22 protein-coding genes are annotated in these 25,089 nt (G+C 66.2%); 14 read left to right on the forward strand and 8 right to left on the reverse strand.

The genetic code is table 11. From position 1 onward, the window contains the following. Window positions 1-14 precede the first annotated feature (14 nt). Window positions 15-2,189 carry a peptidase domain-containing ABC transporter gene (locus L879_RS22405; RefSeq protein ID WP_051435455.1) on the reverse strand — a complete coding sequence of 725 codons (2,175 nt, stop codon included), beginning with the start codon at window positions 2,187-2,189 and terminating at the stop codon, window positions 15-17. Next, window positions 2,186-3,352 (reverse strand): beta-barrel domain-containing protein, encoded by a 1,167-nt coding sequence (locus tag L879_RS22410; RefSeq protein WP_051435456.1) that lies wholly within the window; start codon window positions 3,350-3,352, stop codon window positions 2,186-2,188. Before L879_RS22410 ends, L879_RS22405 begins: the two co-directional genes overlap by 4 nt. 292 nt (window positions 3,353-3,644) lie before the next feature. On the opposite strand from L879_RS22410, the gene L879_RS23815 reads away from it, so the two are divergent. Then, a complete protein-coding gene (locus tag L879_RS23815; RefSeq protein ID WP_154664273.1) occupies window positions 3,645-3,866 on the forward strand; it encodes a hypothetical protein in 222 nt (73 codons plus the stop codon). A gap of 75 nt (window positions 3,867-3,941) precedes the next feature. On the opposite strand, the gene L879_RS0119465 is transcribed toward L879_RS23815, so the two are convergent. Further along, window positions 3,942-4,310 carry a hypothetical protein gene (locus L879_RS0119465; protein ID WP_051435457.1) on the reverse strand — a complete coding sequence of 123 codons (369 nt, stop codon included), beginning with the start codon at window positions 4,308-4,310 and terminating at the stop codon, window positions 3,942-3,944. A 296-nt stretch (window positions 4,311-4,606) separates the two neighbouring features. Here L879_RS0119465 and L879_RS0119470 point away from each other — a divergent pair, with 296 nt between their 5' ends. The 5 genes from L879_RS0119470 to L879_RS0119490 all read left to right on the forward strand — a co-directional run bounded on the left by L879_RS0119470 (window position 4,607) and on the right by L879_RS0119490 (window position 10,330). Beyond that, a complete protein-coding gene (locus tag L879_RS0119470; protein ID WP_051435458.1) occupies window positions 4,607-5,392 on the forward strand; it encodes a DUF2189 domain-containing protein in 786 nt (261 codons plus the stop codon). A 111-nt stretch (window positions 5,393-5,503) separates the two neighbouring features. Continuing rightward, window positions 5,504-5,920, forward strand: coding sequence for a GNAT family N-acetyltransferase (locus L879_RS0119475; protein WP_027317559.1), 417 nt, complete (start codon window positions 5,504-5,506; stop codon window positions 5,918-5,920). A gap of 638 nt (window positions 5,921-6,558) precedes the next feature. Next, complete coding sequence (gene aspS, locus L879_RS0119480) at window positions 6,559-8,367, forward strand: aspartate--tRNA ligase (RefSeq protein ID WP_027317560.1); 1,809 nt, start codon at window positions 6,559-6,561, stop codon at window positions 8,365-8,367. Beyond that, window positions 8,364-9,236, forward strand: a complete 873-nt coding sequence (locus L879_RS0119485) for a glycosyltransferase family 2 protein (RefSeq protein WP_027317561.1) — start codon at window positions 8,364-8,366, stop codon at window positions 9,234-9,236. The genes aspS and L879_RS0119485 overlap by 4 nt, the downstream gene beginning before the upstream one ends. After that, window positions 9,233-10,330 carry an acyltransferase family protein gene (locus L879_RS0119490; RefSeq protein WP_027317562.1) on the forward strand — a complete coding sequence of 366 codons (1,098 nt, stop codon included), beginning with the start codon at window positions 9,233-9,235 and terminating at the stop codon, window positions 10,328-10,330. The genes L879_RS0119485 and L879_RS0119490 overlap by 4 nt, the downstream gene beginning before the upstream one ends. Here the strand turns inward: L879_RS0119490 and L879_RS0119495 are convergent. Further along, window positions 10,302-10,922 (reverse strand): CatB-related O-acetyltransferase, encoded by a 621-nt coding sequence (locus tag L879_RS0119495; RefSeq protein WP_027317563.1) that lies wholly within the window; start codon window positions 10,920-10,922, stop codon window positions 10,302-10,304. The two genes, L879_RS0119490 and L879_RS0119495, sit on opposite strands and share 29 nt — an antisense overlap. A 99-nt stretch (window positions 10,923-11,021) precedes the next feature. Here L879_RS0119495 and L879_RS22415 point away from each other — a divergent pair, with 99 nt between their 5' ends. Continuing rightward, entirely contained in the window at window positions 11,022-13,310 is a 2,289-nt protein-coding gene (locus L879_RS22415; RefSeq protein WP_035460193.1) for an NADP-dependent malic enzyme, read from the forward strand. A 63-nt stretch (window positions 13,311-13,373) separates the two neighbouring features. Here L879_RS22415 and L879_RS0119505 read toward each other — a convergent pair whose 3' ends face one another. The 4 genes from L879_RS0119505 to erpA form a co-directional block, all read right to left on the reverse strand. Further along, on the reverse strand, window positions 13,374-13,715 hold the full coding sequence (locus tag L879_RS0119505) for a hypothetical protein (RefSeq protein ID WP_027317564.1): 342 nt from the start codon (window positions 13,713-13,715) through the stop codon (window positions 13,374-13,376). 36 nt (window positions 13,716-13,751) lie between these two features. After that, window positions 13,752-14,150, reverse strand: coding sequence for a hypothetical protein (locus L879_RS0119510; protein WP_084021194.1), 399 nt, complete (start codon window positions 14,148-14,150; stop codon window positions 13,752-13,754). Window positions 14,151-14,392: 242 nt separating this feature from the next. After that, entirely contained in the window at window positions 14,393-16,192 is a 1,800-nt protein-coding gene (locus L879_RS0119515; RefSeq protein ID WP_183501333.1) for an aq_1923 C-terminal domain, read from the reverse strand. Window positions 16,193-16,335: 143 nt separating this feature from the next. Then, on the reverse strand, window positions 16,336-16,662 hold the full coding sequence (gene erpA, locus L879_RS0119520; RefSeq protein ID WP_027317567.1) for an iron-sulfur cluster insertion protein ErpA: 327 nt from the start codon (window positions 16,660-16,662) through the stop codon (window positions 16,336-16,338). 88 nt (window positions 16,663-16,750) lie between these two features. On the opposite strand from erpA, the gene L879_RS0119525 reads away from it, so the two are divergent. From L879_RS0119525 to L879_RS0119560, 7 genes are all read left to right on the forward strand, one after another. Beyond that, the gene (locus L879_RS0119525; protein ID WP_027317568.1) at window positions 16,751-17,965 is read left to right on the forward strand and encodes a deoxyguanosinetriphosphate triphosphohydrolase; all 1,215 of its coding nucleotides are present in this window, start codon (window positions 16,751-16,753) and stop codon (window positions 17,963-17,965) included. A 48-nt stretch (window positions 17,966-18,013) separates the two neighbouring features. Continuing rightward, window positions 18,014-19,774, forward strand: a complete 1,761-nt coding sequence (gene argS, locus L879_RS0119530; RefSeq protein ID WP_027317569.1) for an arginine--tRNA ligase — start codon at window positions 18,014-18,016, stop codon at window positions 19,772-19,774. A gap of 106 nt (window positions 19,775-19,880) precedes the next feature. Further along, window positions 19,881-21,305, forward strand: coding sequence for an SPOR domain-containing protein (locus L879_RS22420; RefSeq protein ID WP_051435459.1), 1,425 nt, complete (start codon window positions 19,881-19,883; stop codon window positions 21,303-21,305). A 58-nt stretch (window positions 21,306-21,363) separates the two neighbouring features. Continuing rightward, window positions 21,364-22,383 carry a beta-N-acetylhexosaminidase gene (gene nagZ / locus L879_RS0119545; protein WP_027317570.1) on the forward strand — a complete coding sequence of 340 codons (1,020 nt, stop codon included), beginning with the start codon at window positions 21,364-21,366 and terminating at the stop codon, window positions 22,381-22,383. A gap of 41 nt (window positions 22,384-22,424) precedes the next feature. Further along, window positions 22,425-23,225, forward strand: coding sequence for a segregation and condensation protein A (locus L879_RS0119550; protein ID WP_027317571.1), 801 nt, complete (start codon window positions 22,425-22,427; stop codon window positions 23,223-23,225). Window positions 23,226-23,250: 25 nt separating this feature from the next. Further along, window positions 23,251-23,955 carry an SMC-Scp complex subunit ScpB gene (gene scpB / locus L879_RS0119555; RefSeq protein ID WP_051435468.1) on the forward strand — a complete coding sequence of 235 codons (705 nt, stop codon included), beginning with the start codon at window positions 23,251-23,253 and terminating at the stop codon, window positions 23,953-23,955. Then, on the forward strand, window positions 23,952-25,076 hold the full coding sequence (locus tag L879_RS0119560) for an ABC transporter ATP-binding protein (RefSeq protein WP_027317573.1): 1,125 nt from the start codon (window positions 23,952-23,954) through the stop codon (window positions 25,074-25,076). The genes scpB and L879_RS0119560 overlap by 4 nt, the downstream gene beginning before the upstream one ends. Window positions 25,077-25,089 lie beyond the last annotated feature (13 nt).

Here is a 25,089-nt window from a genome sequence, read left to right on the forward strand (position 1 = left end):
GCGCCCTTTTCGTTTCAGGAGCGCCCGATTCCCGCCGTTCCGGGGCCGGGCCGGGCCGCATCGGCGAAGGCCAGCGATTCCGGGTCCAGGGGCGGGGACACGCGGCCTTCCCGCAGCACCACGATCCTGTCCGCCGCGCGGATCGTCTCCGGCCGGTGGGCGATGACGATGCGGGTGATCTTCAGCTCCGCCAGCGCCCGGTTCACCTCCCGCTCCTTGTCGAGATCGAGGCTGGAGGTGCCTTCGTCCATGAAGAGGATGCGCGGGCGGCGGTAGAGCGCCCGGGCGAGGAGCACCCGCTGTCGCTGGCCGCCCGAGAGGGTGGTGCCCATGTCGCCGATGAGGGTGTTGTAGTTCATGGGCATGGCCATGATCTCCTCGTCGATCCCGGCGACGGCGGCGCAGGCGCGCATCCAGTCGAGGTCGAGGCTCGCATCGAAGAAGCAGATGTTCTCCGCGATGCTGCCCGACAGGAGCTGGTCGTCCTGCATCACCACGCCGATCTCGGCGCGGAAGGCCCGGATGCCGAAATGATCGAGGGGCACCCCGTCGATGAGCACGCTGCCGGTCATCGGCCTGAAGAGCCCGAGCATGATCTTGAGCAGAGTGGTCTTGCCGCCGCCCGACGGGCCGGTAATGGCCACGAACTCGCCCGCCTCGACCCGCAGGTTCACCCCCGACAGGACCTCCGGCTCCGTATCGGCATAGCGGAAGCTCACGTCCCTCAGCTCGACCGCGCCGTTCATCTGCCGCGCCACGAGGCTCTCCCCGTGCCGGTCCTGCTCGCGCTCGGCGAGGGCGATGTCGGAGAGGCGGTCGAGATGGAGGTCGAGCATCCGGTACCGGATGCCGGTCTCGATCAGGTTGGTGGCCTTGGAAAGGAACTGCTCCTTGTAGGCCATGAAGGCGTAGAGCATGCCGATGGTCATGTCGTTCGCCATGATCGCCCTGGCACCGAGATAGACGATGAGCACGTTCTCCAGCCCGTAGATCAGGTCGTTCGCCGTCTTGAAGCCGATGGTGAAGCGGCCCTGGCGGATGCCGCGGCTGATCGATTCCGCATAGCGGTTCTGCCACAGGGCCTCCCGGTCGGCCTCGCGCCCGAAGATCTTGATGCTCTGGATGGCGCGGGCGGTCTCGATGAAGGTGGTCTGCTCCTTGGCCTCGGCCTCGATCATCTCCTCCTGCCGCTGGCGCAGGGCCCGGTAGAGGGCGAAGCGCAGGAGCGCGTAGAGCGCGAGCGCCACGAGCACGATGCCCGAGAGGGCCGGGCTGTAGATCAGGATCATGGCGAGCGTCAGCGTCGCCATCACGCCGTCCACCAGGGCCGCCACGAGCCCTTCGGAGACGAGGCGCTCGATGGGCTCGGCCGAGCGGAAGCGGGAGACGAGGTCGCCGATATGCCGCTTCTCGAACCAGGCGAGCGGAAGCCGCACGAGGTGATGGAAGAGGTTGGCCCCCATCTGGAAGTTGAGGGCGCTGCCGAGGAAGAGCAGCACGTGCGAGCGCAGCCATTCGGCGCCGATCTGGATCAGCACCAGCAGGCCGAAGCCGAGGGCGAGCGCCGTCAGCAGGTCCTGGTCGCCCTTCATCACCGCCTCGTCCACGGCGAGCTGCATGTAGAAGGGCGCGGTCAGGACCACGATCTGCAGCACCGCCGAGAGCGCCAGGGCCTGGGCCAGGGCGCGCTTGATGCCGCGCATCCGGCCCCAGAGGGCGGTGAGGCTCAGGCGCGAGGTTTCCTTCCTGCGCTCGAAGGATTCCGTCGGCGTCAGCTCCAGGGCGATGCCGGTGAAATGGCGGCCGACCTCCTCGAAGGTCAGGGTGCGCGCGCCCATGGCCGGATCGTGGATCGTCACCTTCCGGGCGCCGACTTCCTTGAGAACCACGAAGTGGTTCATGTCCCAATGCAGGATGCAGGGGAGCTTGATCTCCTTCAGCTGCTCCGGCTCGAGGCGCAGGCCGCGCCCGGTCATGCCGAGGCGCTGGCCCATGATCAGCACGTCCCGCAGGGTGACGCCCTTGAGCGAGACGGAGAACAGGCGGCGCATGGCGATGAGGTCGACCTCGCGTCCGTGATAGGTCGCGATCATGGCAAGGCAGGCGAGGCCGCATTCGGCCGCCTCCGACTGAATGATCGCGGGCAGGCGCGGCCCGCCGAAGAAGTCGAGATGGGCCGAGAATGTCACATCCGCCCCCTGACGCTGATGAGGGGCTCGAAGAGCCAGGCGACGAGGGAGCGGCCCTCCAGCACGATATCGGCCTTCAGCGTCATGTCGGGCTGGAGCGGGACCTGACGGCCGAAGGCATCGATGGCCTGCCGGTCGAGGCGCACGATCACCCGGTAGGCGGGCTCGGTGAGGGCTGCCCTGCCCATCGCCTCGCCGGGCGAGAGCACCGCCTGGGAGACGGTTTCCACCCGCCCGCCCAGGGTCCCGAAGCGCTGGTAGGGAAAGGCGTCGACCATCAGCCGCACGGGCTGTCCCGGCTCGACGAAGCCGATGGCCCGGCTCGGCACGAAGAGTTCGGCGAGCAGGCTCGCGCCGTCGGGGAGGAGGGTCAGGAGAGGCTTGTTGGGATCGACGATCTGGCCGGCCGAGGCCTGAAGCGCCGTGACTCGGCCGCCGATGGGCGCGGTGACGACCTGCGCCCGCTGGGCCTGCACCTCGGCCCGCTGGCGCTCCCGGTCGGCGAGGTTGAGGCGCAGCTGCGACAGGCGCTCGGCCTGCTGCACGGGAAGCTGCTCGCGCTGGAGCTGCGTCTGGCTCAGTTCCTTCTCGGCGGCGGCCAGCTCCCGGTCGAGTTCGGCCAGGGCCTGGCGGCGGGCAAGGAGCGCCTCGTCCTGCTCCTGGAGCGCGGCGCGGGTCGTGTGGCCCTGTTCCGTCAGCCGCGCGATGGTGTTGCGCCGCTCCTCCGTCACCTGCACGCGCTCGGCCATGAGCTTGCGCTGGCTCACGAGCGCATCCCGCTCCGCCGAGACGGCGGCGATGGCGGTGTCGAGGCGGCGGATCTCGTTCTCCGTGCGGGCCGGGTCCGCTGCGATCTGTTCCTTGAGCACCAGGGCCTGGACGTCGAGAGAGGCGAGAACCGCGCTGTCCAGGGTGCCGCCGGCCTCGAGGCCCTGCCGCGACGTGACCGTGAAGAGAGGCTGCCCCGCCGCTACCCGGTCGCCTTCCTTCACCATCAACTCGGTGATGACCCCTCCGCGCATGGCGGCGATGCGCACCGCGCCGCCCGCCGCGACGAGCGCCCCGCTCGCGGTTTCCTTGCGGGCATACTCGGCTGTGCCGAGGAAGAGCAGGATGAGGAGGGTGCATGACACGATAAAGCCGCCGAGCAGGCGCCAGGACACCGGAGCGGCTGGTAGGGAAGCGCTGCTTACGTTTGACGTTGCGGCTGCAACCGCTTGGGGTCGAAAGAGATTTCTGATCACAATGAGCATGCGCCATGGTTTGAAACGATACTATCTAACATAAAATGGCTTGCAAGGGACGATGAAATGGGGGCTTCAGCCTGATGAAAGTCTGGATGCATCCGACACCGACTTTGCAGGACGGGGCGGCCCTGGAGCGTTCTAAAAAAGTGATTGACTTATGTTACGACGTAACATTGCATAAGCTGGCCGCTAAGGGATGGAGGGGTATATGACAACAGCGATTCAACAGCTCGACGATGCACAGCTCTGCGAAATTGCAGGAGGTGTGGCGCGGGTCATCTTCCAGGACTGCTTCGTCACCATGGTTGAAAGTGGTGGGGGTGGCAGAGTTGGCTACCCGGGAACCTGCTTCGGAACTCCGAAGGTTCCTGTCGGAACCCCGGTCCAAATCGTCAATCCGCCAAAGCAGCCGAAGCAGCCTAAGAGATAAGCAGCCCAACAGGCAGCTTACGTCATGCAGCAAAACGGCGATCCGCTCGCCGTTTTGTTTGAATAGTGCTACAGCTCAAGCCTGCTGTAGTTTCTTCCGGCGTTCCTTGTTCTGACGCTCCGCCTGCTTCATGAGCCAGTCGAGAATATTGTGCTCGACCACGAGGCCGGTCTCCGCATCCTCCAGGCGCTGGATCCGGTCGACCCGGAAACCGCGATAGCCGTCGTCGGACAGGATGTCGATGCCGCCCAGGAGCATCTTGCCGGGGCCTACCTTCAGCTCGCGCGCCAGCACCCAGCGCCGGCTCGGATTCCCGGCCTGATCCACATAGTCGAGCTCCAGCGCGCCCTCCAGGGGATAGACGTGCCAGTTGCCCTCGATCCGCTCCTCGACGGGGGCGTTCCGGGCCGGCCTCAACAGGGATGTCGCAAAGGTTGTCGCCATAAGCGAGATATGGGGATTCGACCCTTGCCCCGCAATCGTCGCGAAGCCGGGATTGGGTCGAAAATGCCCTTTCAAAACATGGGGATAAAGGGTGCGACGGAATGGCCTCCATCCGGGGCGTCCGTCTCGTTCCCGGGAGGCGAATTAAGGGCTCTTCCGTATTCGACATTCACCGCCCGCGAGAGCTATAGTTTTCGGTGCCTGCTTTCGAGAGAACAAAGGCCTTCGAGGCTGCGAAAGCGGTTCGCGACCCGCCGATGCGAGGCATTCCGGTCGCAAGCCTTGGGAGGGATGAAATGACCGAAGACACGCATTCCACCGCGCCCGTCCTGCGCCAGGAGCCCGCCATCCGCCGGATCGGGCGGTCCGATCTCGTCGATGCCCTTTCGGCGGGCCTTCGGGACTTTCAGGCCTATCCGGCCTTCGGGCTGTTCTTCGGGGGCGTCTATGCCCTCGGCGGGGTCGCCATTCTCGCCTGCGCCCTCCTGTGGGATCTGCTCTATCTCGTCTATCCCCTGGCTGCGGGCTTCGTGCTCATCGGGCCCTTCGTGGCCGTCGGGCTCTACGAGGTCAGCCGCCTGCGCGAGAAGGGGGAGGTCCCGTCCTGGCCCGGCGTGTTCAAAGCCATGTGGGCGCAGGGGGGCAAGGAAATCTCCTGGATGGCCTTCGTCACGGTCTTCATCTTCATCATCTGGATGTATCAGGTGCGCCTCCTGATCGCCCTGTTCTTCGGGCTCCACGGCATGCCCGCGGGCGGCTTCCCGGCGGTTCTCTTCACCACGCCCGAGGGGCTCGCCTTCCTCGCCGTCGGGCACATGGTCGGCGCGGTGCTCGCCATCGTCACCTTCTCCCTGACCGTGGTGTCCTTCCCGCTGCTGCTCGACCGGGAGGTGGATTTCATCACGGCGATGATCGCCAGCGTCCGGGCGGTGGTGAGCAACCCGGTCACCATGCTGGGCTGGGCGCTTTGCGTCGTGCTCCTGCTATTCGTCGCCGCGCTTCCGGCCTTCCTGGGGCTCGTGGTGGCCCTGCCGATCCTGGGCCACACGACCTGGCACCTGTACCGGAAGCTGGTGGCGTAGGGGAAAACCGGCGCGGGCCAGAAGAACTCTGGTTTCCGGTAAGCTTCTTTGTGAAAGGCCGACTTTCGTTCATAGAGCCTGCGGAACGGGTGTCGAATCCAGGGCAGGGCCATGCAGATCGAGGTGCTTGAGGACGCTAATCCGCCGGGGGCCGACGACGTGACGGCGGGCTTGCGCGCGCACATGATCGCGCAGACCGGCACATGGCCCTTGATTCCCCTGACCCTGCTCATGCGGGACGCCGACAGCCAGGTTCGGGGCGGCATCCGGGGCCAGATCGTCCTGGGCTGGCTCCAGGTCGATCATTTCTGGGTCGATGAGGCCGTGCGCGGGCAGGGCCATGGCGCGCGCCTGTTGGATCTGGCGGAGGAGGCTGCCCGCAGGCACGGCGCGATCGGCGCGCAATTGACGACATCGACGTTCCAGGCGCCCGGCTTCTACCGCAAGCAGGGTTATGCCGAGATCGGCCGCCTGAAGGACCGGCCGCTTGGCCATGACCGGATTTGGATGGCCAAGCGCTGGGGATGATCGCCCGACAAGGCGGCGCGACAATCAATCGACAATGCGGCAGGTTTGTTTGTTCTCTTTTTGTTCTTTACAATTTTCCTGATCCTCGCTATGTGTGGCGTATCCGGTCTCACGAGGGACGCGCCCGAGGCGTCGGTTGTGGAGGCCGGAGACGGTTCCGATCCGCCAGGGGAGTCGCACCCTCCGGCGGTCGGGGTCCTGCGTGGAGGAGGCAGAAAGACCGACCTGTTCGGGCAGGCTCCTGTCTCCGCTCCTCCCAAGCCTCGCCGGCACCGGCGCACCCGGGGCTGCGCGACGACCGCGCCGTAGCGCCCTCTGAGGGTTCGTCCCTGACGGGCTGGAGTGCGGGGCTCAGGGTCGAAAAGCCGTGCGCGGGAGGCGGAGCGGCTTCCCGTCCGGGCGGATCTCCCGTCCCGAACCCCTTCGCGCGCCCGCAAGGACGCGGCGAGGCCAGCCCAAGTCCCGCGCTTCCCTCGACCCACGAGACAGCCCAGGACCAAGCCCACAGCCGCCATCCCCTTTCGGGGGAGGGAACGCCCTCGCGCAGGCTCGATTTCAGCCTTCCGCCTTGACTTCCCCTTCCTCCCATGGATGTTGCGCTTCAAACCGAACCAGCAGGCTTTTTCATGTCCGCCTCCATGCACCGTTACCGTTCCCATACCTGCGGCGCGCTCCGCGAAACCGATGTCGGCCAGGTTGCCCGCCTTTCCGGCTGGTGCCACCGCATCCGCGACCACGGCGGCGTGCTGTTCATCGACCTGCGCGACCATTACGGCATGACGCAATGCGTGATCGACCCGGATTCGCCGGCCTTCAAGCTGGCCGAGACCGCGCGCTCCGAATGGGTGATCCGCGTCGACGGCAAGGTGCGCAAGCGCCCGGCGGGCACCGAGAACCCGGAGCTGCCCACCGGCATGATCGAGCTCTACATCACAGACATGGAGGTGCTGGGGCCTGCGGCCGAGCTTCCCATGCCGGTCTTCGGCGACCAGGATTATCCGGAGGAGACCCGTCTTACCTATCGGTATCTCGACCTGCGCCGTGAGAAGCTGCACAACAACATCATGAAGCGCGGCGCGATCATCAACTCGCTCCGCACCCGCATGCAGAAGAGCGGCTTCTTCGAGTTCACCACGCCGATTCTCACGGCCTCCTCGCCGGAGGGCGCGCGCGACTTCCTCGTGCCCTCGCGCATCCATCCCGGCAAGTTCTACGCGCTGCCGCAGGCCCCGCAGCAGTTCAAGCAGCTGATCATGATGTCCGGCTTCGACCGGTACTTCCAGATCGCGCCCTGCTTCCGCGACGAGGACCCGCGCGCCGACCGCCTGCCGGGCGAGTTCTACCAGCTCGACGTGGAGATGAGCTTCGTCACGCAGGAAGACATCTTCCAGACCATGGAGCCGGTGATCCGCGACACCTTCAAGGAATTCGCGGAAGGCAAGCCCGTCACCGAGGTCTTCCCGCGCATCCCGTATTTCGAGGCTATGCTGAAATACGGCTCCGACAAGCCGGACCTGCGCAACCCGCTCGTCATCGCCGACGTGTCGGAGGTGTTCGAGCGTGAGGACGTGACCTTCAACGCGTTCAAGAACGTGGTGAAGGGCGGCGGCGTCGTGCGCGCGATTCCCGCGCCCGGCGCGGCCGCGCAGCCGCGCTCCTTCTTCGACAAGCTCAACGACTGGGCCCGCACGGAAGGCGCGCCCGGCCTCGGCTACATCGTGTTCGAGGAGGAGGGCGGCCAGATCCAGGCCAAGGGCCCGATCGCCAAGTTCATTCCTGAAGAGGCTCAAGCTCTCATCCGCGAGAAGGCCGGCATCAAGGCGGGCGACGCGGTGTTCTTCTCGGCGGGCGTCGAGGACAAGGCGGCCTCTCTCGCCGGCAAGGCGCGCGTGCGCATCGGCGACGAGCTGGGTCTCGGCAACAAGGACCAGTACGCCTTCTGCTGGATCGTCGACTTCCCGCAATACGAGTGGAACGAGGACGAGAAGAAGATCGACTTCTCCCACAACCCGTTCTCCATGGGCAACATGGACCACGACGCCTTCATGGCGCTCGATCCGTCTGACAAGGACACGATCCTCAAGATCACGGCCTTCCAGTACGACATGGTCTGCAACGGTTACGAGATGGCCTCCGGCTCGATCCGCAACCACCGCCCCGACCGCATGGTGAAGGCCTTCGAGATCGCGGGCTACGGCGAGCAGGAAGTGATGGAGCGCTTCGGCGGCATGTACCGTGCCTTCCAGTACGGCGCGCCGCCCCACGGCGGCATGGCGGCGGGCGTGGACCGCATCGTGATGCTGCTCTGCGGCGCGCAGAACCTGCGCGAAATCACGCTCTTCCCGATGAACCAGAAGGCTGAGGACCTGTTGCTCGGCGCGCCCTCCGAGGCGACGGCCAAGCAGCTGCGCGAGCTTCACATCCGGCTGAACCTGCCGGAGAAATGAGCAACGCCGACGTCACCGCCATCGTCGTGACCTTCGACAGCGCCCATGCGCTGCCGGAGTGTCTCGGCGCATTGCGGGCGGATGGCGTTTCCGCGCTCGTGGTCGACAACGCCTCGGCGGACGAGACCGTCGCCGTGGCCGAAGGGCAGGGCGCAAGGGTGATCCGCAACGCCCGCAACGAGGGCTATGGCCGCGCCAACAACATCGGGGCGCGGGCGGCGGATTCCGAGTTCATCCTCGTCGTCAATCCGGATTGCGTCGTCGGGGCAGGCGCGGTCGCCGCGCTCGTCGATGCGGCGCGCCGCTATCCCGATGCGGTGCTCTTCGCGCCGCAGATCGTGGAGCCGAGCGGGCGGGTGTTCTATCAGCCGCGCTCGCTGCTCGCGTCCTATCTCACCAACCCGCACGGCAAGCTCGTGCTGCCCGAGGGCGAGGCCTGCGCGCCGTTCTTCTCCGGCGCGTGCTTCCTCATCCGCCGCGACGCTTTCCTGAGCCTCGGCGGCTTCGACGACAACATCTTCCTCTTCTACGAGGACGACGATCTCTGCCGCCGCGTGGCGGATTCCGGCGCGGCCCTGGTCTATGTGCCGCAGGCGCTCGTGCGCCACGGGCGCGGGCGGTCGAGCGGCGAGAAGCCCGGCCGCATCTTCACCTCGCGCTGGCACCAGGCCTGGTCGCGCGCCTATGTGAGCCGCAAATACGGCCTGCCCGATCCGGCGCCGGGCATGTTCGCCGTCAACGCCCTCAAGGCGCTCGGGGCGTGCCTCACCTTCCAGCGCAAGCTGATCGAGCGTTATGGCGGCTCTGCGGCGGGGGCGCTGGCCTTCCTGAGGGGCGTGAAGGCCCTGGAGCGCGAGGGGGTGACATGAGCGCGGTTGCATTCCTGAAAGGCGCGCCGCGCGTCGCCGACACCCTGGAGCAGGACAGGAACAACTTCGCCCTGATCCGCCTGGCCCTGGCCTTGGCCGTCGTCGTGTCGCATGCCTTCAGCGTCACCACCGGCACGCTGACCGACGAGCCGCTCACCGTCTCGACGGGCTTCACCCTGGGCGAGCATGCGGTGAACGGCTTCTTCGCCATCTCGGGCTTTCTCGTCACCATGAGCTTCGACCGGCGCGGCTGGCGCGACTACGCTATCGCCCGCACTCTGCGCATCGCGCCGGGCCTGATCGTGGCGGTGCTGGCGGTCTCGCTCCTGCTCGGCGCGGCGATGACCGCGCTGCCCCTCGGCGAATATCTGCAGAGCCCAGGACTGCGCCGTTTCATCACGGCGACGCTCACGAGCTTCAAGAGCAACATCGCCTTGCCCGGCGTGTTCGCCGACAATCCCTTCATCTTTCCCATGGGCACGGTCTGGACCCTGAAATACGAGGTCATGTGCTATGCGGGCGTCTTCGCGATCGGCCTTCTCGGCCTGCTGCGCTCCCGCATGGCCGCGCTCGCCCTCGTGCTCGGGCTGGCGATGGCGCTGGCCGGGCTCGATCTCCTGCGGCCCGATGCGCCCAAGGGCATGGAAACCGCCCTGCGCCTGCCGCTGATATTCGCGTTCGGAGGGGCGCTCTATGTCTGGCGCGGGCAGGTGCGCCTTTCGGGGCTGCTCGTCCTGGCGCTGATCCTCGCCACCTGGCTGAGCGCCGGGACTTTCCTCTACAAGACGCTGCTCTTCACGGGCACGGCCTACGGCATCCTCTGGCTCGCCCTCTCGCCCGTGCTCACGCGCTTCGCCTACGAGCCCAAGGCCGATCTGTCCTACGGCACCTATCTCTACGGCTGGCCGATCCAGCAGAGCCTGCACGCGCTCTGGCCGGGCACGGCGGCCTGGATGCTGCTTCCGCCCTCCATCATCCTCACGCTGATCGTCGCAGCACTGTCCTGGACCCTCGTCGAGAAGCCGGCCCTGGGGCTCAAGGCCAGGGCTCTCGGCCGCCGGACGATCAAGACGATTGAGCCCGCAGCACCTTGACCGCCGCGATCAGCTCGCGGGTCCGGTCGCTCTGCAGGAGCGGGATGAGTGTGGCGATCTTCTCCTGCGGCAGCTCCCACCAGCGGGCCTCGAGCAGCCCCGCGACGGTGTCCTCGTCGAAGCGGTAGCGGATGACCTTGGCCGGATTGCCGCCGACGATGGCATAGGGCGGCACGTCCTTGGTCACGATGGCATGGGCCGCGACCACCGCGCCATGCCCTATCGTCACACCAGACATGACGATGGCGCCGGAGCCGAGCCAGACATCGTGCCCGATGACCACGTCGCCCCTGGAGGCATGATAGTCGTCGCTTCGGGGAGCGGAGGGCCACAATTCCCGGAAGGCCGAGAACGGATAGGTGGTGCCCCAGTCGGTGCGGTGGTTGCCCCCGAGCAGGATCTCCACCTTGTCGGCAATGGAGCAATAGCGCCCGATGGTGAGCTTCTTCCCGGATTCGGGGAAACGCACCTTCGGCTTGCCGTAGGTAAACTCGCCGATCTCATAGCCGTAGCGGCCCGCCATCTTCGCCAGGTGCAGGCGCGTCTGGTTATGCGGGTTGCGCCAGTTCTTCAGACGGTGGCCGAGTTTCATCGTTCCGCCCCGAGGGCAGGAGAAGAACATTGACGGCAGGGGGGCAGCGCGCGCACAAGGGCCTCCGGAACAGTTTGGTCAGTGCAAGGAGTGTCGGGGATGGGACAGGACATCTCGCAGGATCTGAAATCGGGAGCGATGTTCTACCATCAGCACCCGCGCCCCGGAAAGCTCGAGATCCAGCCGACCAAGCCCCTAGGCAACCAGCGCGACCTGGCGCTTGCCTATTCGCCCGGCGTCGCCGCCCCCTGCGAGGCCATCGCCGCCGATCCGGACGAGGCCGCCAATCTCACCTCGCGCCAGAACCTCGTGGCCGTGATCTCCAACGGCACCGCCGTGCTGGGGCTCGGCGATATCGGCCCGCTCGCCTCCAAGCCCGTGATGGAGGGCAAGGCGGTCCTGTTCAAGAAATTCTCCGGCATCGACGTGTTCGACATCGAGCTGGCCGAGAAGAACGTGGACAAGCTCGTGGAGGTGATCGCGGCGCTCGAACCTACCTTCGGCGGCATCAACCTCGAAGACATCAAGGCGCCCGAATGCTTCGAGCTGGAGGAGCGTCTGAAGGCCCGCATGGGCATTCCCGTCTTCCATGACGATCAGCACGGCACGGCCATCATCGTGGGCGCCGCGGTGACGAACGCCCTCGAACTCGCCGGAAAGCGCATCGAGGACGTGAAGATCGTGACCTCGGGCGCGGGGGCTGCCGCGCTCGCCTGCCTCAACCTCCTCGTGTCGCTTGGCGCGAAGCGCGAGAACATCTGGGTCACGGATATCGAAGGCGTGGTCCATGAGGGCCGCAACGAGCTCATGGACCGCTGGAAGTCGGTTTACGCGCAGAAGACCGATGCGCGCACCCTGGCCGACGTGATCGCCGATGCGGACGTGTTCCTGGGGCTGTCGGCCGGCGGCGTGCTGAAGCCCGAGATGCTGGCGAAGATGGCGCCGCGCCCGCTGATCCTGGCGCTCGCCAACCCTTATCCCGAGATCATGCCGGAGGAGGCCGAGGCCGCCCGTCCCGACGCGATGATCTGCACCGGGCGCTCGGATTATCCGAACCAGGTCAACAACGTCCTGTGTTTCCCCTACATTTTCCGCGGCGCGCTCGATGTACAGGCCACCACCATCAACGAGGCGATGAAGGCCGCCGCCGTGAAGGCCATCGCGGGGCTCGCCCGCGAAGCGCCGTCCGAAGTCGTCGCGCGGGCCTATGGCGGCGAGGCGCGTCCCTTCGGCCGCCAGTCGCTGATCCCGAGCCCGTTCGATCCGCGCCTGATCCTGCGCATCGCCCCCGCCGTCGCCAAGGCGGCTATGGATTCGGGCGTCGCCAAGCGGCCGCTGGCGGATCTGGAAGCCTATGCCGAATCCCTCGGCCGCTTCGTGTTCCGCTCCGGCTTCATCATGAAGCCGCTGATCTCGCAGGCCAAGGCCAAGCCGAAGCGCGTGATCTATGCGGAGGGCGAGGACGAGCGCGTGCTGCGCGCCGTGCAGGTCATCGTCGAGGAGGGCATCGCCAAGCCGATCCTGATCGGGCGGCCGAACGTCGTTGAAGCGCGCATCAAGCGCTTCGGCCTCTCTATGGAGATGGGCAAGCATTTCGAGCTGGTGAACCCGGAGGACGATCCGCGCTACCGCGATTATGTCGCTTCCTACGTGGAGGCGGCAGGGCGCAAGGGCATCACGCCGGATGCGGCCAAGACCCTCGTACGCACGAACTCCACCGTGATCGGCGCGGTCGCGGTGAGGCGCGGGGATGCGGATGCCCTCATCTGCGGCCTGGAAGGTCGCTTCCAGTCCCGCCTCAAGCACATCAAGGACATCATCGGCCTTGCGCCCGGCGTGCACGAGATGGCGGCTCTGTCGCTCGTGATCACGGCGAAGGGCGCTTATTTCCTCGCCGATACGCATGTGCAGTTCGATCCCAGCGCGGAGGAAATCGCCGACATGGCGATCGCCTGCGCCAGCCATGTGCGGCGCTTCGGCATCGAGCCGAAGATCGCGCTTCTGTCGCACGCGGATTTCGGCGCGGCCGATACCCGCTCCGCGCTCAAGATGCGTGAGGCGCTTGCCCGCATCAACGAGCGCGCCCCCGAGCTCGAAGTCGACGGCGAAATGCAGGCGGATGCTGCCCTGTCCCAGATGATCCGTGACCGGGTGAATCCCGCGTCGCGCCTGAAGGGCGAGGCCAACGTGCTGATCATGCCGAACCTGGACGCCGCCAATATCGCGTTCCAGTTCACCAAGATCCTGGCGGATTCGCTGCCCGTCGGCCCGATCCTCATCGGCCCGGCGAAGCCCGCGCATATCCTGACGCCCTCCGTCACGGCGCGCGGCATCGTCAACCTCACGGCCATCGCGGTGGTCGAGGCGCAGGCCGCGGAGCAGGAGTAGGAGCACGCTCGAACCGGGGCGCCCTTTGATGGGGCGTCCCGGTTCGATGGCTGAGGCGAGCGCTCAGCGTGGAGGCGTGGTCTGGCCGGTTCCCGAAGCGCTACCGCCCGGCGGAAGCGAGCGGGATGCCCTGTCGAGCAGGGTCAGCGTGGCGTCGACGCAGGCGCGCATGGAGTCGCGCGTATCGCACCGCACCGTCACGGAGGAATCCCCGTTGCGCAGCCTGAAGAAGGCGCCGCGGCTCGGTCCGTCCCCCGACATGTCGCGCAGAAGATCGCGCAGGGCGGCATCGTCGCGATCCCGCCTGTCGTAGGAACCGTTGTCATCGGAACGCGATACGTCCTGGCTCAAGGCAGGCAGAGGCAGAAGCATGAGTCCGATCGCTACGATAAGGGCCTTGTTCATCCCGGATATCCTTTCTCTGACGAGGGGCCGATCGGCTCAGTCTGGGCAGACCCGCCTCCTGACGATGATGAGAAAATCGCGGTTCTCATCGGACAGGCTTCGCGTGGTGAAGTAGCACTCTCCCTCGGAGCCGCGCCTCTCCCGGATCAGGTCGGCAAGCGCCTCGCGCCGGTCGCGTCGCTCTCGCAGCATGTCCATGATTTCCGCTCGTCTGTCGCGCCGCTCCCGGAGCATGTCCATGATCTCCGAGCGCCGGTCCCGGCGCTCCTGCAGCAGGTCCATGAGACGTTCGCGCCTGTCCTGGTGCCAGTTCCCCTCATGATCGGCATCGTCGGCCCAGTCCTGGGCGAAGGCCGGTGCCGTTGTCATGCCGAGCAGGGGAGCCGAAACCGCGAAGGCAAGCGCCGCGGCGGTGACGAAAGTCGACCGTTTCATGAGCATCCTCCATCAATAGCTAAGTGCTAAAAAGCGCCGCCCCCATGGATGGAAATGATGATTATGCCTCTGCGGTACGCCTCGGTGACGGTGTTGACTGAACAGGGCGCAGCAGGCCGCTCGATGGTGAGCCTCGAAGGCTACCGCTACAAGTCACCCAGAAGGATAGAGCAATGTCGGACGAGGTAGCGGCAGCTGGTCGCGACGGCACAGCGACCGCGACCCCGGTGAACGCGTGCCCGCTACTCCGCCTTGGCCGTGATGTCCAATTTCTGGACGATGGCGGCCGGCTCCGGAACCATCACGAAATCGAGCAGGCTCATGCCGGAGGAATCCTTGGATCGTGCATTGACCGTCAGCCTGCCGGGCTTCGCGATGAAGCGCCCGATGGCCTGGCTCAGGGTTTGAGCCTGTTCGGAATTCCCGATCATCGCAGGCACGACGAAGGCCGTGGCAGTCGCATAGGTTCGGCGCAAAGCCTCGGGCGTGGATTTCTGTTCCTTCGCGGCCTTGGCCATGTAACGCTCGAACAGCCCCTTGTTGTCGACGACGAGATCGAGGGACTTCGCCCTGCCTGCCATCAAGGCCACGCTGGCGATAGCGGTGTCAGTGTCGAAGACATCCTTGCCGACATTGCCGATCAGGCCGCTGAGGACGATGGAGCCCATGTCCTCTCCCTGGAACGATACCTCGTGGAGCACGATCTCGTTCGTCGTCTCGTTCCAGGCGGCAGCGGCCAGGACCGAGATATCGATGTTCTTGTAGCCGAGAGCCACAAGCTCTCTGATGCTGTCGTCCTTGCTGTTTGAAGGCAGCGCCATCGTGAAGTTCTGCAATCCGATGCGGATATTCGTCGGAACGGCGTTCACGGCCTTGTCCGCCGTGAGCTCGAAGCCTTTTAGCGCAGCCTGGACCCTGGCCTTCCTGCCATCGCTGTCGGTGACGCCGTCGAACGAGAAACCTGACAGGCGCAAGGTCCCGAGGGTCGGCACGAGGCTGCGTGCCGTCGCCTCGTCCAGATCGTCGAGAGACTTGACCTGAAGGGTCCTCAGACCGTCGAGCGTCTGGCGGAACGAGAAGCCGGTGACGCTCATGGAATCGAGCTTGATTCTATTCTTGTCGTCGGAGAACTCGAAGCCTTCCCAACGCACATCCGCGGGCTGGGTCTGCGTGCCGCCCGTATAGGCGATCCGGGCGATCCGCGCTTGCCCCGATGCCCCCTTGCCCGTGGGCGTCACCTCGATGCCCGTGGCTTCCAGAAAGCCGATCTGGAACGCATCCATCATATCGGCAATCGCCGGCAGCAGGCGAGCCTGGTCCTCGGAGGAAAGATCCTGGCGCTCGGCCATTTCGTTGAAGAGAGCTTCGGTGCCGTTCCAGGAATCCTTCGTCTGGCGGCCCGAGACGTCCCTGCCGCCAAGGGAGGCCACCTTGACGACGATGCCGGATGTCGAGTCCGTGAGTTCGAGATTTTCGACCGAGAAACCTCCATAGATCTTCATCAGCGGAGCGGATGCTCCCTCGGCCTTTGTCTCATAGAGCCGCGCAAGTGCCGGCAGGTCCAACGCCTCGATGCTCGTGCGGCCGGAGCTGACGAGCACGTTGTTCTCGCCGGTGTTCGATTGAGCCGCCGATGTCTCGACGATGACAGAAGCGATGCGGCCCTCGACGATGTCCTTCAGAACCGTGTTGCGGTAGGTGCTCGTCTGTGTCCCTTTGCCGAAGCTCTGCCTGACCTGAAGATCGGGAATCGAGATCTGCCTTGCGGTGATGCGTTTCAGGCGGCTTTCCAGCGGCTCCGTCGAACCGGGGGCGAACAGCGCCTCGATTTCCGCACGCGAGGAGCGGATCCCGGTCAGCTCGATGCGCTTCGCCTCATAGGTCTTCGTGCCGAGGGTCACGCGCACATTGTCGAGGCTGACGCTCTCGGCGGATTGGGCGAAGGCTGCGTTCCAGAGCGAAACCCTGACCGCCCCGACGGCGATGCGCCCTCCGCCGCTCTCGCTTGCGATGTCGCGCAGCACGGCGGGCTCGAACGACATGACCGTCGATCCTGCGAGCAGGGCGAACGCGCATATGCCGGTGCGGTAACGAAGTCCCATATCTGTCCCCAAGCCAGTCGCGCCCGTTCCCTCATCCGGGTCCGGTCGGCGCTCAGGGGACAATAGGGGGTCGGAGCAGGCTTTTACAACGAGAACGAGGTGCCGCAGCCACAGGAAGCCGTGGCGTGGGGGTTCTCGATCTTGAAGGACTGGCCGATGAGGTCGTCCACGAAGTCGATGACCGAGCCGTCCATGTACTGGATGGAGACCTCGTCCACCACCACGACGGCGCCGTCCTTCTCGATCACGAGATCATCGGCCTGCCGGGTCCGGTCCACGTCGAAGGCGTATTGAAAGCCCGAGCAGCCGCCTCCGTTGACGCTGATTCTCAAATGGGAGCCTGCGGCCTCGGTGGCCATGATCTCGTTGATGCGGCGGGCGGCGCGGTCTGTCAGGGTAATTCCGGTCATGGGCAGTTCCAGTCCTCATGAGGACGTAATTCTTGCACAAGATGTTAAGAGCAAGGTAAGTGCGCGCTGACAAGGCTTCAACCCGGGGATGATTGTGCGGCCCTTTGGCGAACGATGGCGAGCCCCTTACGCCTGCGACCCCCGCGGGAGCCGCGGCCGGCTTTTCCCCGAGGCGGTCTCCCCGACCCGCAGCGAGTTCCAGCGCGACCGGGACCGGATCATCCATTCCTCGGCCTTCCGGCGACTCAAGCACAAGACCCAGGTCTTCGTCTATCATGAGGGCGACCATTTCAGGACCCGGCTGACCCACACCATCGAGGTGAGCCAGATCGCCCGGGCGCTCGCCCGCTCCCTGGGCCTCGACGAGGACCTGGCCGAAGCCCTGGCGCTCTCCCACGACCTCGGCCATACGCCCTTCGGCCATACGGGCGAGGATACGCTGGACGAGTGCATGGCGGGCTTCGGCGGCTTCGACCACAATGCCCAAGCCCTGCGCGTCGTGACCCGGCTGGAGCGCCGCTATGCGGAATATGACGGGGTGAACCTGACCTGGGAGACCCTGGAGGGCCTGGTCAAACATAACGGCCCGCTCCTCGACGCCGAGGGCAGGCCGACCCTGCGCTATGCCGCCCCGGGCGTCCCGCTGGCGATTCTCGAATACAACGCCCAGCAGGATCTGGAGCTGTCCACCCATGCCGGCGGCGAGGCGCAGGCGGCGGCCATCGCCGACGATATCGCCTACGATGCCCACGACATCGACGATGGCCTGCGAGCCGGGCTGTTCAGGATCGAGGATCTGCGCGAGGTGCCGTTCCTCAACGAGCTCCTGACCGAGATCGATACCCGTTACCCGGCGCTCGACCTGTCCCGGCGGATCCATGAGCTGACCCGGCGCGTGATCACCCGCTTCGTGGAGGACGTGGTGGCGGAGGGGGATCGCAGGCTCGCGGCGCTGTCTCCCGGCAAGGCCGAGGACATCCGGCAGGCGGGCGATACGGTCGTCTGCTTCTCCAAGGCCATGAAGGAGGCCGATGCCTCGATCAAGCGCTTCCTTTACGCGCGCATGTACCGCCACCCGGATGTGATGCGGGTCCGGGCCCAGGCCGATGCGGTGCTGCGCGACCTGTTCCGGCGCTTCAAGGCCGAACCGGAGCTGATGCCGGAGGAATGGCAGGCCGATCTGCCCAGGGACGACGAGCCGCGCCTCGCTCGCCGAGTGGCGGATTACATCGCAGGCATGACGGACCGATATGCGATCCTCGAGCACCGACGCCTGTTTGACGTGACGCCGGACCTGCGTTAGGCGCAGCTTCAAGAAACCCGGGGCCTGGCCCCATCGAGACAAAGTACCATGAACATTTTCGGGCTGTTTGAAAAACGGGTAGCGGATGCGCTCGGCCGGCTGGCCGAGGCGGGTAAGATCCCTGCGGGGCTGGATGTCAGCCGTGTCGTGGTCGAGCCGCCGCGCGACCCCTCCCATGGCGATCTCGCCACGAACGCCGCCATGGTGCTTTCCAAGGAGGCGCGCATGAATCCGCGCGCCCTGGCCGAGCTTCTCGTCGCCGACCTTCAGGACGACCCGCGCGTCACCAAGGTCGAGATCGCCGGTCCCGGCTTCATCAACATCCGCCTCGCGCCTCAAGTGCTGCACGAGGTTCTGCGCGCGGCGGTCGTCGATGCCGCCGGTTTCGGCCGCAGCGGGCAGGGGGAGGGCGCTCCCGTGAACGTGGAATACGTGTCGGCCAACCCGACCGGACCGATGCATGTTGGCCATTGCCGCGGCGCGGTCTTCGGCGACGCGCTCGCCGGGCTGCTCGATTTCGCCGGCTACAAGGTCACCCGCGAATACTACATCAACGATGCCGGGGCGCAGGTCGATGTGCTCGCCCGGTCGGCCTATCTCCGCTACAAGGAGGCCCTGGGCCACGACATCGGGACCATTCCTGAAGGTCTTTATCCGGGCGATTACCTGAAGCCCGTCGGCGAGCGCCTTGCCGGGGAATACGGCCGGACGCTTCTCGACAAGCCCGAGGCCGAATGGCTTCCCCTCGTTCGCGAGGCCTCGATCGACGCCATGATGGACATGATCCGCGACGACCTCGCGGCGCTCAACATCCACCATGACGTGTTCTTCTCCGAGCGCAGCCTGCAGACCGGTCCGGTGGATCAGGTGAAGGAGCTCATTACTGAGCTTCGCGGCCGCGATCTGGTCTATATGGGCCGCCTGCCGCCGCCCAAGGGGCAGAAGGACGAGGACTGGGAGGATCGCGAGCAACTGCTGTTCCGCGCCACCGCCTTCGGCGACGAGGTGGATCGCCCGCTGCTCAAGTCTGACGGCTCCTACACCTACTTTGCCTCGGATATCGCCTATCACCGCTCCAAGTTCGAGCGCGGCTTCGCCTCCATGATCGATGTGTGGGGCGCGGACCACGGCGGCTATGTGAAGCGCATGCAGGCCGCCGTGAAGGCTGTCTCCGACGACCGGGCCGATCTCGACGTGAAGCTCTGCCAGCTCGTGAAGCTCCTCCGGGGCGGCGAGCCGGTGAAGATGTCGAAGCGCTCGGGCGACTTCGTGACGCTTCGCGAGGTCGTCGACGAGGTGGGCCGGGATGCCGCCCGCTTCATGATGATCTTCCGCAAGAACGACGCGACCCTGGACTTCGACCTCGCCAAGGTCGTCGAGCAGTCCAAGGACAATCCGGTTTTTTATGTCCAATACGCCCATGCCCGCTGCGCCTCCGTGTTCCGGCAGGCGGCCGAGGCGTTCCCGGGGGGCGATTTCTCGGCGGCGGAGCTCGCGAAAGCCGATCTTTCGGTGCTGAGTGACGAAGCGGAAATGGACATCATCCATCGCATCGCTCAATTTCCGAGGATGATCGAGGCCGCGGCGGAAGCTCACGAGCCTCACCGGGTCGCGTTTTACCTGTATGATCTGGCGAGCGCGTTCCATAGCTTATGGAACAAGGGCAAAGACTTGCCGCAATTACGCTTTGTTAATCTAACTGATAAAGATTCAACACAAGCGAGGCTCGCTCTCGTGCATGCCCTGAAGGGTGTGCTCGCATCTGGTCTCGCAATCCTGGGCGTTACGGCACCTGACGAAATGCGATAGTATTCTTTAAGGCGGATCAGCCGCTTAGGAGCTTACGCGCCAGGTCCTGTCACGTCGTGCCGGCGGAGCAACAGGTGCTCTTGTCGCGTAACTGGAGAACCGGCGCATGAGCGAATCAGTGAAGCCCCGTTTTGCCGTCGATCTCGGGGAGATCGAACGGCAGCTCGCCCAGGCGGGTACCCCGCAGGCCCAGCAGGCCTCGGCCTCCCGGAGCGATCCGCTGGCCGAATTGGCCCGGATTGTGGGGCAGGACGATCCTTTCCAGTCGATCCTGGCGAGTGACGGATCGGGCCGTCAGCACGCTCAAGGGTCGTCGATCGACGATCTTTTTGCCGTCCGCGACAATGTGACGCCGATGGCCCGCGAGGTCCCTTCGCGCGCGCCTCAGGCCAGCCACGCCGCGCCGGCTTACGATCATAGCGCCTATGCGCCGAGCCATGCTCGCAGCCCCGAGCCGGATTATGGCCATCAGCCCTCCCACCAGGATGGGGGCGCTTACGGCAGCGAGGCCTACGCGCAGGATTACTATGCCGATCAGGCGTCTCAGTATGCCGACCAGGGCTACGGCCAGCCCGAACCCCTGGATTACCCGCCCGTCGAAAAGAGCCGTTCCCGCAAAGGGCCTATCGTGATCGCGGCGGTCGTCGGCGCCCTGGCGATAGGAGGCGGTGCTGCCTATCTGGCCTCGGGCTCCTCGGCGATCACCGGAGGCGAGCCTCCGCTGATCAAGGCGAACAACGAGCCCATCAAGGTTCAGCCCCAGAATCCGGGCGGGGTCGAGATTCCGAACCAGAACAAGCAGATCTACGAGCGCGCCAACCAGAATACCGCCACCAAGGTGGTGAACCGCGAGGAGCAGCCGGTCGACGTGCAGCAGGCCGTGCGCATGAACGGCAACGCCGTGGCCGATGCCACGGGCGGCACGGTTCCCGGCGGAGCGGTCAAGCACCAGCAGACCGCCAGCCTGAACCTCGGCGAGCCGAAGAAGGTCCGCACCGTCACGATCCGTCCCGACGGCACCGTCGCCGGGGAGGCTCCGTCTTCCCAGCCTGCGGCTCCGGCAGCCATGACCCTGCCGCCTCAGGCGCAGTCCGCCCCGGCTCCCGCGCAGGCTGCGCCCAGCCCGGCCCAGCCCAGGCCTGCGGCGAGCACTCCCGTCGCAGCGCCGGCCACGCCCGCCGCGGCACCGGCACCCAAGCCGGTTGCAGCCACACCTGCGAGCACCCCCGCGCCGCAGCAGGTGGCTTCGGCTCAGCCCGTCGCACCGGTCGCGGCGGATACGACCTCGGGCGGCGGCTTCTCCGTTCAGCTGGGCGTCGCCAATTCCGAGGCCTCCGCTCAGTCCGTCTTCGCCTCGTTCCAGCGCAAGTATGCCGATCTTGGAAGTTTCCCCGCCATGATCCGAAAGGCCGAAGTGAACGGCAGCACTCTCTACCGGGTACGCGTCGGCCCCATGTCGAAGGAGGAGGCCTCTTCGCTCTGCTCCAAGCTGCAGGGCCAGGGCGGGCAGTGCTTCGTGGCGAAGAACTGAGCGGGCTCAACCCCCGAGATTTCTTGACCCTGCCGAGCAGGGGACGTAAGGCGCGGGTATGACAATCCGCGCCTTCATTGCTGGATGCTCCGGCTTCGAACTCACCCCCGACGAGATCGCTTTCTTTAAGGAAGCGCAGCCCTGGGGCTTCATCCTGTTCCGCCGCAACGTGGATAGCCCCGAGCAGGTGAGGGCGCTTTGCGCCGCCCTGCGCGAGACCGTCGGGCGCGCCGATGCCCCGATCCTCGTCGATCAGGAAGGGGGGCGCGTTCAGCGCCTGGGCCCGCCCCACTGGCCGAAATATCCCTCCGGCAGCACCTATGGCCGCCTGCACGCCAACGATCCGCTCGTGCAGCGGGAGATCGCGCGACTCGGGGCGCGCCTGATCGCCCACGACCTGCGCGAGGCCGGGATCACGGTGGATTGCCTGCCCGTCCTCGACGTGCCCTCGCCGGGCGCGCACGACGTGATCGGCGACCGGGCCTACGGCAAGACGCCTGCCCAGGTGGCGATCCTCGGGCGGGCCGCCGCCGAGGGCCTCCTCGCGGGCGGCGTCCTGCCGGTGATCAAGCATATGCCGGGCCATGGCCGGGCGGGCGCCGACAGCCATCTGGCGCTCCCCATCGTCGAGGCTTCCCGCGAGGATCTGGAGAGGCACGATTTCGCCCCCTTCCGCATGCTGACCGACATGCCCCTCGCGATGACTGCGCACGTGGTCTACACGGCCCTCGATCCGGAAAACCCCGCGACAACCTCTCGCATCGTCATGCAGGAGATCATCCGGGGGCATATCGGCTATGACGGACTGGTGATGACCGACGACCTGTCCATGCACGCCCTTTCCGGCTCCTTCCGGGAGCGGGCCGAGGCCGCCTTCGCGGCCGGTTGCGACATGGCTCTCCACTGCAACGGCAGGATGGAGGAGATGAGCGCCGTGGCCGAGGCCGCGCCCGTTCTGGAGGGCGTATCCCTCCGTCGCGCTCACGCTGCGTTAGCGCGCATCGCCCACGATCCGGAGCCTTTGGATCCTGTGGATGCCAGGGCCAGACTCGATTCTGCTCTTGCGATGATTGCCTAAAGCTTATGAAGCTTTTCGCTCAGATGAGTTGAGTACGGTCCATGGCAAATCCCTTACCCTTCGAGGAGGTCGAGCTGAACGAGCGGGGCGAGAGCGAACCCGCTCTGCTCGTTGACGTGGACGGCTTCGAAGGCCCTCTCGACCTGCTCCTCGAGCTGGCCCGCCGGCAGAAGGTGGACCTGCACCGCATCTCGATCCTGGCCCTGGCCGAGCAGTACATCGCCTTCATCGAGGCGGCCCGCCGCATGCGCCTGGAGCTCGCGGCCGATTACCTCGTCATGGCGGCCTGGCTTGCCTATCTCAAGTCGCGCCTGCTGCTGCCCGAGCCGCCGAAGGGCGAGGAGCCGAGCGCCGAGGAGCTGGCCTCCGCCCTGGCCCTGCGCTTGCGTCGCCTGGAGGCGATCCGCGAGGCGGCCAAGAAAATGGGCGAGCGCGCCTGGCTGGGCCGCGACGTCTTCGCCCGCGGGGCGCCGGAGCCCGTCATCGTCAACCGCGATGCCCGCTACGAGGCGAGCCTCTACGATCTGCTCAAGGCCTATGCCCAGCAGCGGCAGATCAAGTTCAACGCCAGGGTGTCCCTGCACAAGCGGACCGTCTGGTCCCTGCTCGATGCCCGCGAGGCCCTGGAGCGTCTCGTCGGTCACCTGAACGACTGGGTGACCCTCGATACCTATCTGATGGAATACATGGTCGAGCCCTCCATGCGCCCGACCGTTCTGGCCTCGGCCCTGTCCGCGACCCTGGAAATGGTTCGCGAGGGCAAGCTCACAGTCCGGCAGGACGAGGCCTTCGCTCCGGTCTGGGTCAAGCCCGTCGCCGACCCGGCCGAGGCAGGAGCTTGAGATGCAGGAAGAAGCAAGCGAGATGATGGAAGGCGAGGCCCACGAGGGCAGCCCGGAGGTCAGCCATGTGCCCGATCACGGCGAGGCCATGCGCATCGCCGAGGCGCTGCTGTTCGCCTCCGCCGCGCCCCTGAGCACCGAGGAGCTGGGCGGCCGCCTGCCGGAAGGCGCGGACGTGGAGAAGATCCTGCTCGACCTGACGGAGCTTTATGCGCCCCGGGGCGTCAATCTGGTCAGGGTCGCGGGTAAATGGGCCTTCCGCACGGCGAGCGACCTGTCCTTCGTCCTGGCGCGCGACGTGGTCGAGCAGCGCAGGCTCTCCCGCGCCGCCATGGAGACGCTGGCGATCATCGCCTATCACCAGCCAGTGACCCGCGCGGAAATCGAAGAGATCCGCGGCGTCGCCACGTCCAAGGGCACGCTCGATACCCTGCTCGAGACGGGCTGGATCCGACTGAGAGGCCGCCGGAAGGCGCCCGGCCGTCCCGTGACCTATGGAACGACGCCCGCCTTCCTGGAACATTTCGGCCTCGACGTGATCGAGGACCTGCCGGGCCTCGAGGAGCTCAAGGGCGCAGGCTTCCTGGAGGGGCGCGTTCCCTCCGACTTCTCGGTGCCGACGCCCTCCGATGCGGAAACCCTGCGCGAGGATGAGGATCCGCTCGAGGACGATCTCCTGCACCCGCTCGACATGCACCAGACCGAGGCCACCGAGGCGACCGAGGAATGACCGAGAAGCCTGCCGGCTCCGCCCTGGACCGTTTCCGTCTGCCCCGGTGGGGTCAGCGCGGCACGGCGGGCGCCTCGATCCCGGCGCAGCTCAAATTCGAGAGCATCGTTCAGGTCTATGGCAGCCAGCGGGCCCTCGACGGCGTGTCGCTCACCATCGAGCCCGGGGAGATCGTCTGCCTGCTCGGCCATTCCGGATGCGGGAAGACCACCCTGTTGCGCATTGCCGCAGGGGTCGAGGCCCCGACCTCCGGCCGGGTCCTCATGGACGGTCGCGAGGTCAGCGGGCCCAAGGATTTCGTGGAGCCGGAGAGGCGGGGCATCGGGCTGATGTTCCAGGACTATGCCCTGTTCCCGCACATGACGATCCTGCAGAACATCATGTTCGGCCTCAAGGGCCTCTCGGCGGCGGAGGCCGACATTGCCGCCCGGCGGGCCCTGTCGCGGGTCGGCCTCGAACACTATGCCGGCGAGTATCCGCATACCCTGTCGGGCGGGGAGCAGCAGCGGGTCGCGCTGGCGCGGTCCATCGCGCCCCGCCCCGGCGTGCTGCTGATGGACGAGCCGTTTTCCAATCTCGACCGGCGCATGCGCGATGCCATCCGCGACGAGACCATCGCCATCCTGCGGGAAACCGGCGCGACCACCATCGTGGTGACGCACGATCCTGAGGAGGCCATGCGCATCGCCGACCGGATCGTGCTGATGCGGGCGGGCAGGATCATCCAGCAGGGCGAGGCCGAGGAGATCTACCGCCGTCCGGCCAATCTCTTCGCCGCCCGTTTCTTCTGCGATTTCAACGAGCTCGAAGGGGTGGTCCGCAACGGCCAGGTGAACTGTCCCGTCGGTGTCTTCCCGGCGCCGTATCTGCAGGACGGCCCCGCCATCGTCTGCGTGCGGCCGCAAGGGCTGAAGCTGAAGCCCGCCGGCTTCTGCCTGCCAGGGAGGGTGGTTTCGCGCCGGTTCCTCGGCGAGGTCGACCTGATCCACATCGACGTGCAGGGCGTCGACCGGCCTCTCCAGGCCCGGGTCCACGATCCCGCCGGGGTCCGGGAAGGACAGGATGTGGGTATCGAAGTCGATACGAAGGATGTCCTTGTTTTCGCCGCCTCCGACGCATAGGTTGACGGCAAGA

Source organism: Microvirga flocculans ATCC BAA-817 (assembly GCF_000518665.1).
Classification (GTDB): Bacteria; Pseudomonadota; Alphaproteobacteria; order Rhizobiales; family Beijerinckiaceae; genus Microvirga; species Microvirga flocculans.

Excerpts from the sequence above, each read along its gene's own strand:
- L879_RS23815 (WP_154664273.1), top strand. The coding sequence starts at position 3,645 with ATGACAACAGCGATTCAACAGCTCGACGATGCACAGCTCTGCGAAATT.
- L879_RS0119485 (WP_027317561.1), top strand. The coding sequence starts at position 8,364 with ATGAGCAACGCCGACGTCACCGCCATCGTCGTGACCTTCGACAGCGCC.
- L879_RS0119525 (WP_027317568.1), top strand. The coding sequence starts at position 16,751 with ATGATTGTGCGGCCCTTTGGCGAACGATGGCGAGCCCCTTACGCCTGC.
- scpB (WP_051435468.1), top strand. The coding sequence starts at position 23,251 with ATGGAAGGCGAGGCCCACGAGGGCAGCCCGGAGGTCAGCCATGTGCCC.
- erpA (WP_027317567.1), bottom strand. The coding sequence starts at position 16,662 with ATGACCGGAATTACCCTGACAGACCGCGCCGCCCGCCGCATCAACGAG.
- L879_RS0119470 (WP_051435458.1), top strand. The coding sequence starts at position 4,607 with ATGACCGAAGACACGCATTCCACCGCGCCCGTCCTGCGCCAGGAGCCC.
- L879_RS0119495 (WP_027317563.1), bottom strand. The coding sequence starts at position 10,922 with ATGAAACTCGGCCACCGTCTGAAGAACTGGCGCAACCCGCATAACCAG.
- L879_RS0119515 (WP_183501333.1), bottom strand. The coding sequence starts at position 16,192 with ATGTCGTTCGAGCCCGCCGTGCTGCGCGACATCGCAAGCGAGAGCGGC.
- aspS (WP_027317560.1), top strand. The coding sequence starts at position 6,559 with ATGCACCGTTACCGTTCCCATACCTGCGGCGCGCTCCGCGAAACCGAT.
- L879_RS0119510 (WP_084021194.1), bottom strand. The coding sequence starts at position 14,150 with ATGAAACGGTCGACTTTCGTCACCGCCGCGGCGCTTGCCTTCGCGGTT.
- L879_RS0119475 (WP_027317559.1), top strand. The coding sequence starts at position 5,504 with ATGCAGATCGAGGTGCTTGAGGACGCTAATCCGCCGGGGGCCGACGAC.
- L879_RS0119505 (WP_027317564.1), bottom strand. The coding sequence starts at position 13,715 with ATGAACAAGGCCCTTATCGTAGCGATCGGACTCATGCTTCTGCCTCTG.
- nagZ (WP_027317570.1), top strand. The coding sequence starts at position 21,364 with ATGACAATCCGCGCCTTCATTGCTGGATGCTCCGGCTTCGAACTCACC.
- L879_RS0119465 (WP_051435457.1), bottom strand. The coding sequence starts at position 4,310 with ATGGCGACAACCTTTGCGACATCCCTGTTGAGGCCGGCCCGGAACGCC.
- L879_RS0119490 (WP_027317562.1), top strand. The coding sequence starts at position 9,233 with ATGAGCGCGGTTGCATTCCTGAAAGGCGCGCCGCGCGTCGCCGACACC.
- L879_RS22420 (WP_051435459.1), top strand. The coding sequence starts at position 19,881 with ATGAGCGAATCAGTGAAGCCCCGTTTTGCCGTCGATCTCGGGGAGATC.
- L879_RS22415 (WP_035460193.1), top strand. The coding sequence starts at position 11,022 with ATGGGACAGGACATCTCGCAGGATCTGAAATCGGGAGCGATGTTCTAC.
- argS (WP_027317569.1), top strand. The coding sequence starts at position 18,014 with ATGAACATTTTCGGGCTGTTTGAAAAACGGGTAGCGGATGCGCTCGGC.
- L879_RS0119560 (WP_027317573.1), top strand. The coding sequence starts at position 23,952 with ATGACCGAGAAGCCTGCCGGCTCCGCCCTGGACCGTTTCCGTCTGCCC.
- L879_RS0119550 (WP_027317571.1), top strand. The coding sequence starts at position 22,425 with ATGGCAAATCCCTTACCCTTCGAGGAGGTCGAGCTGAACGAGCGGGGC.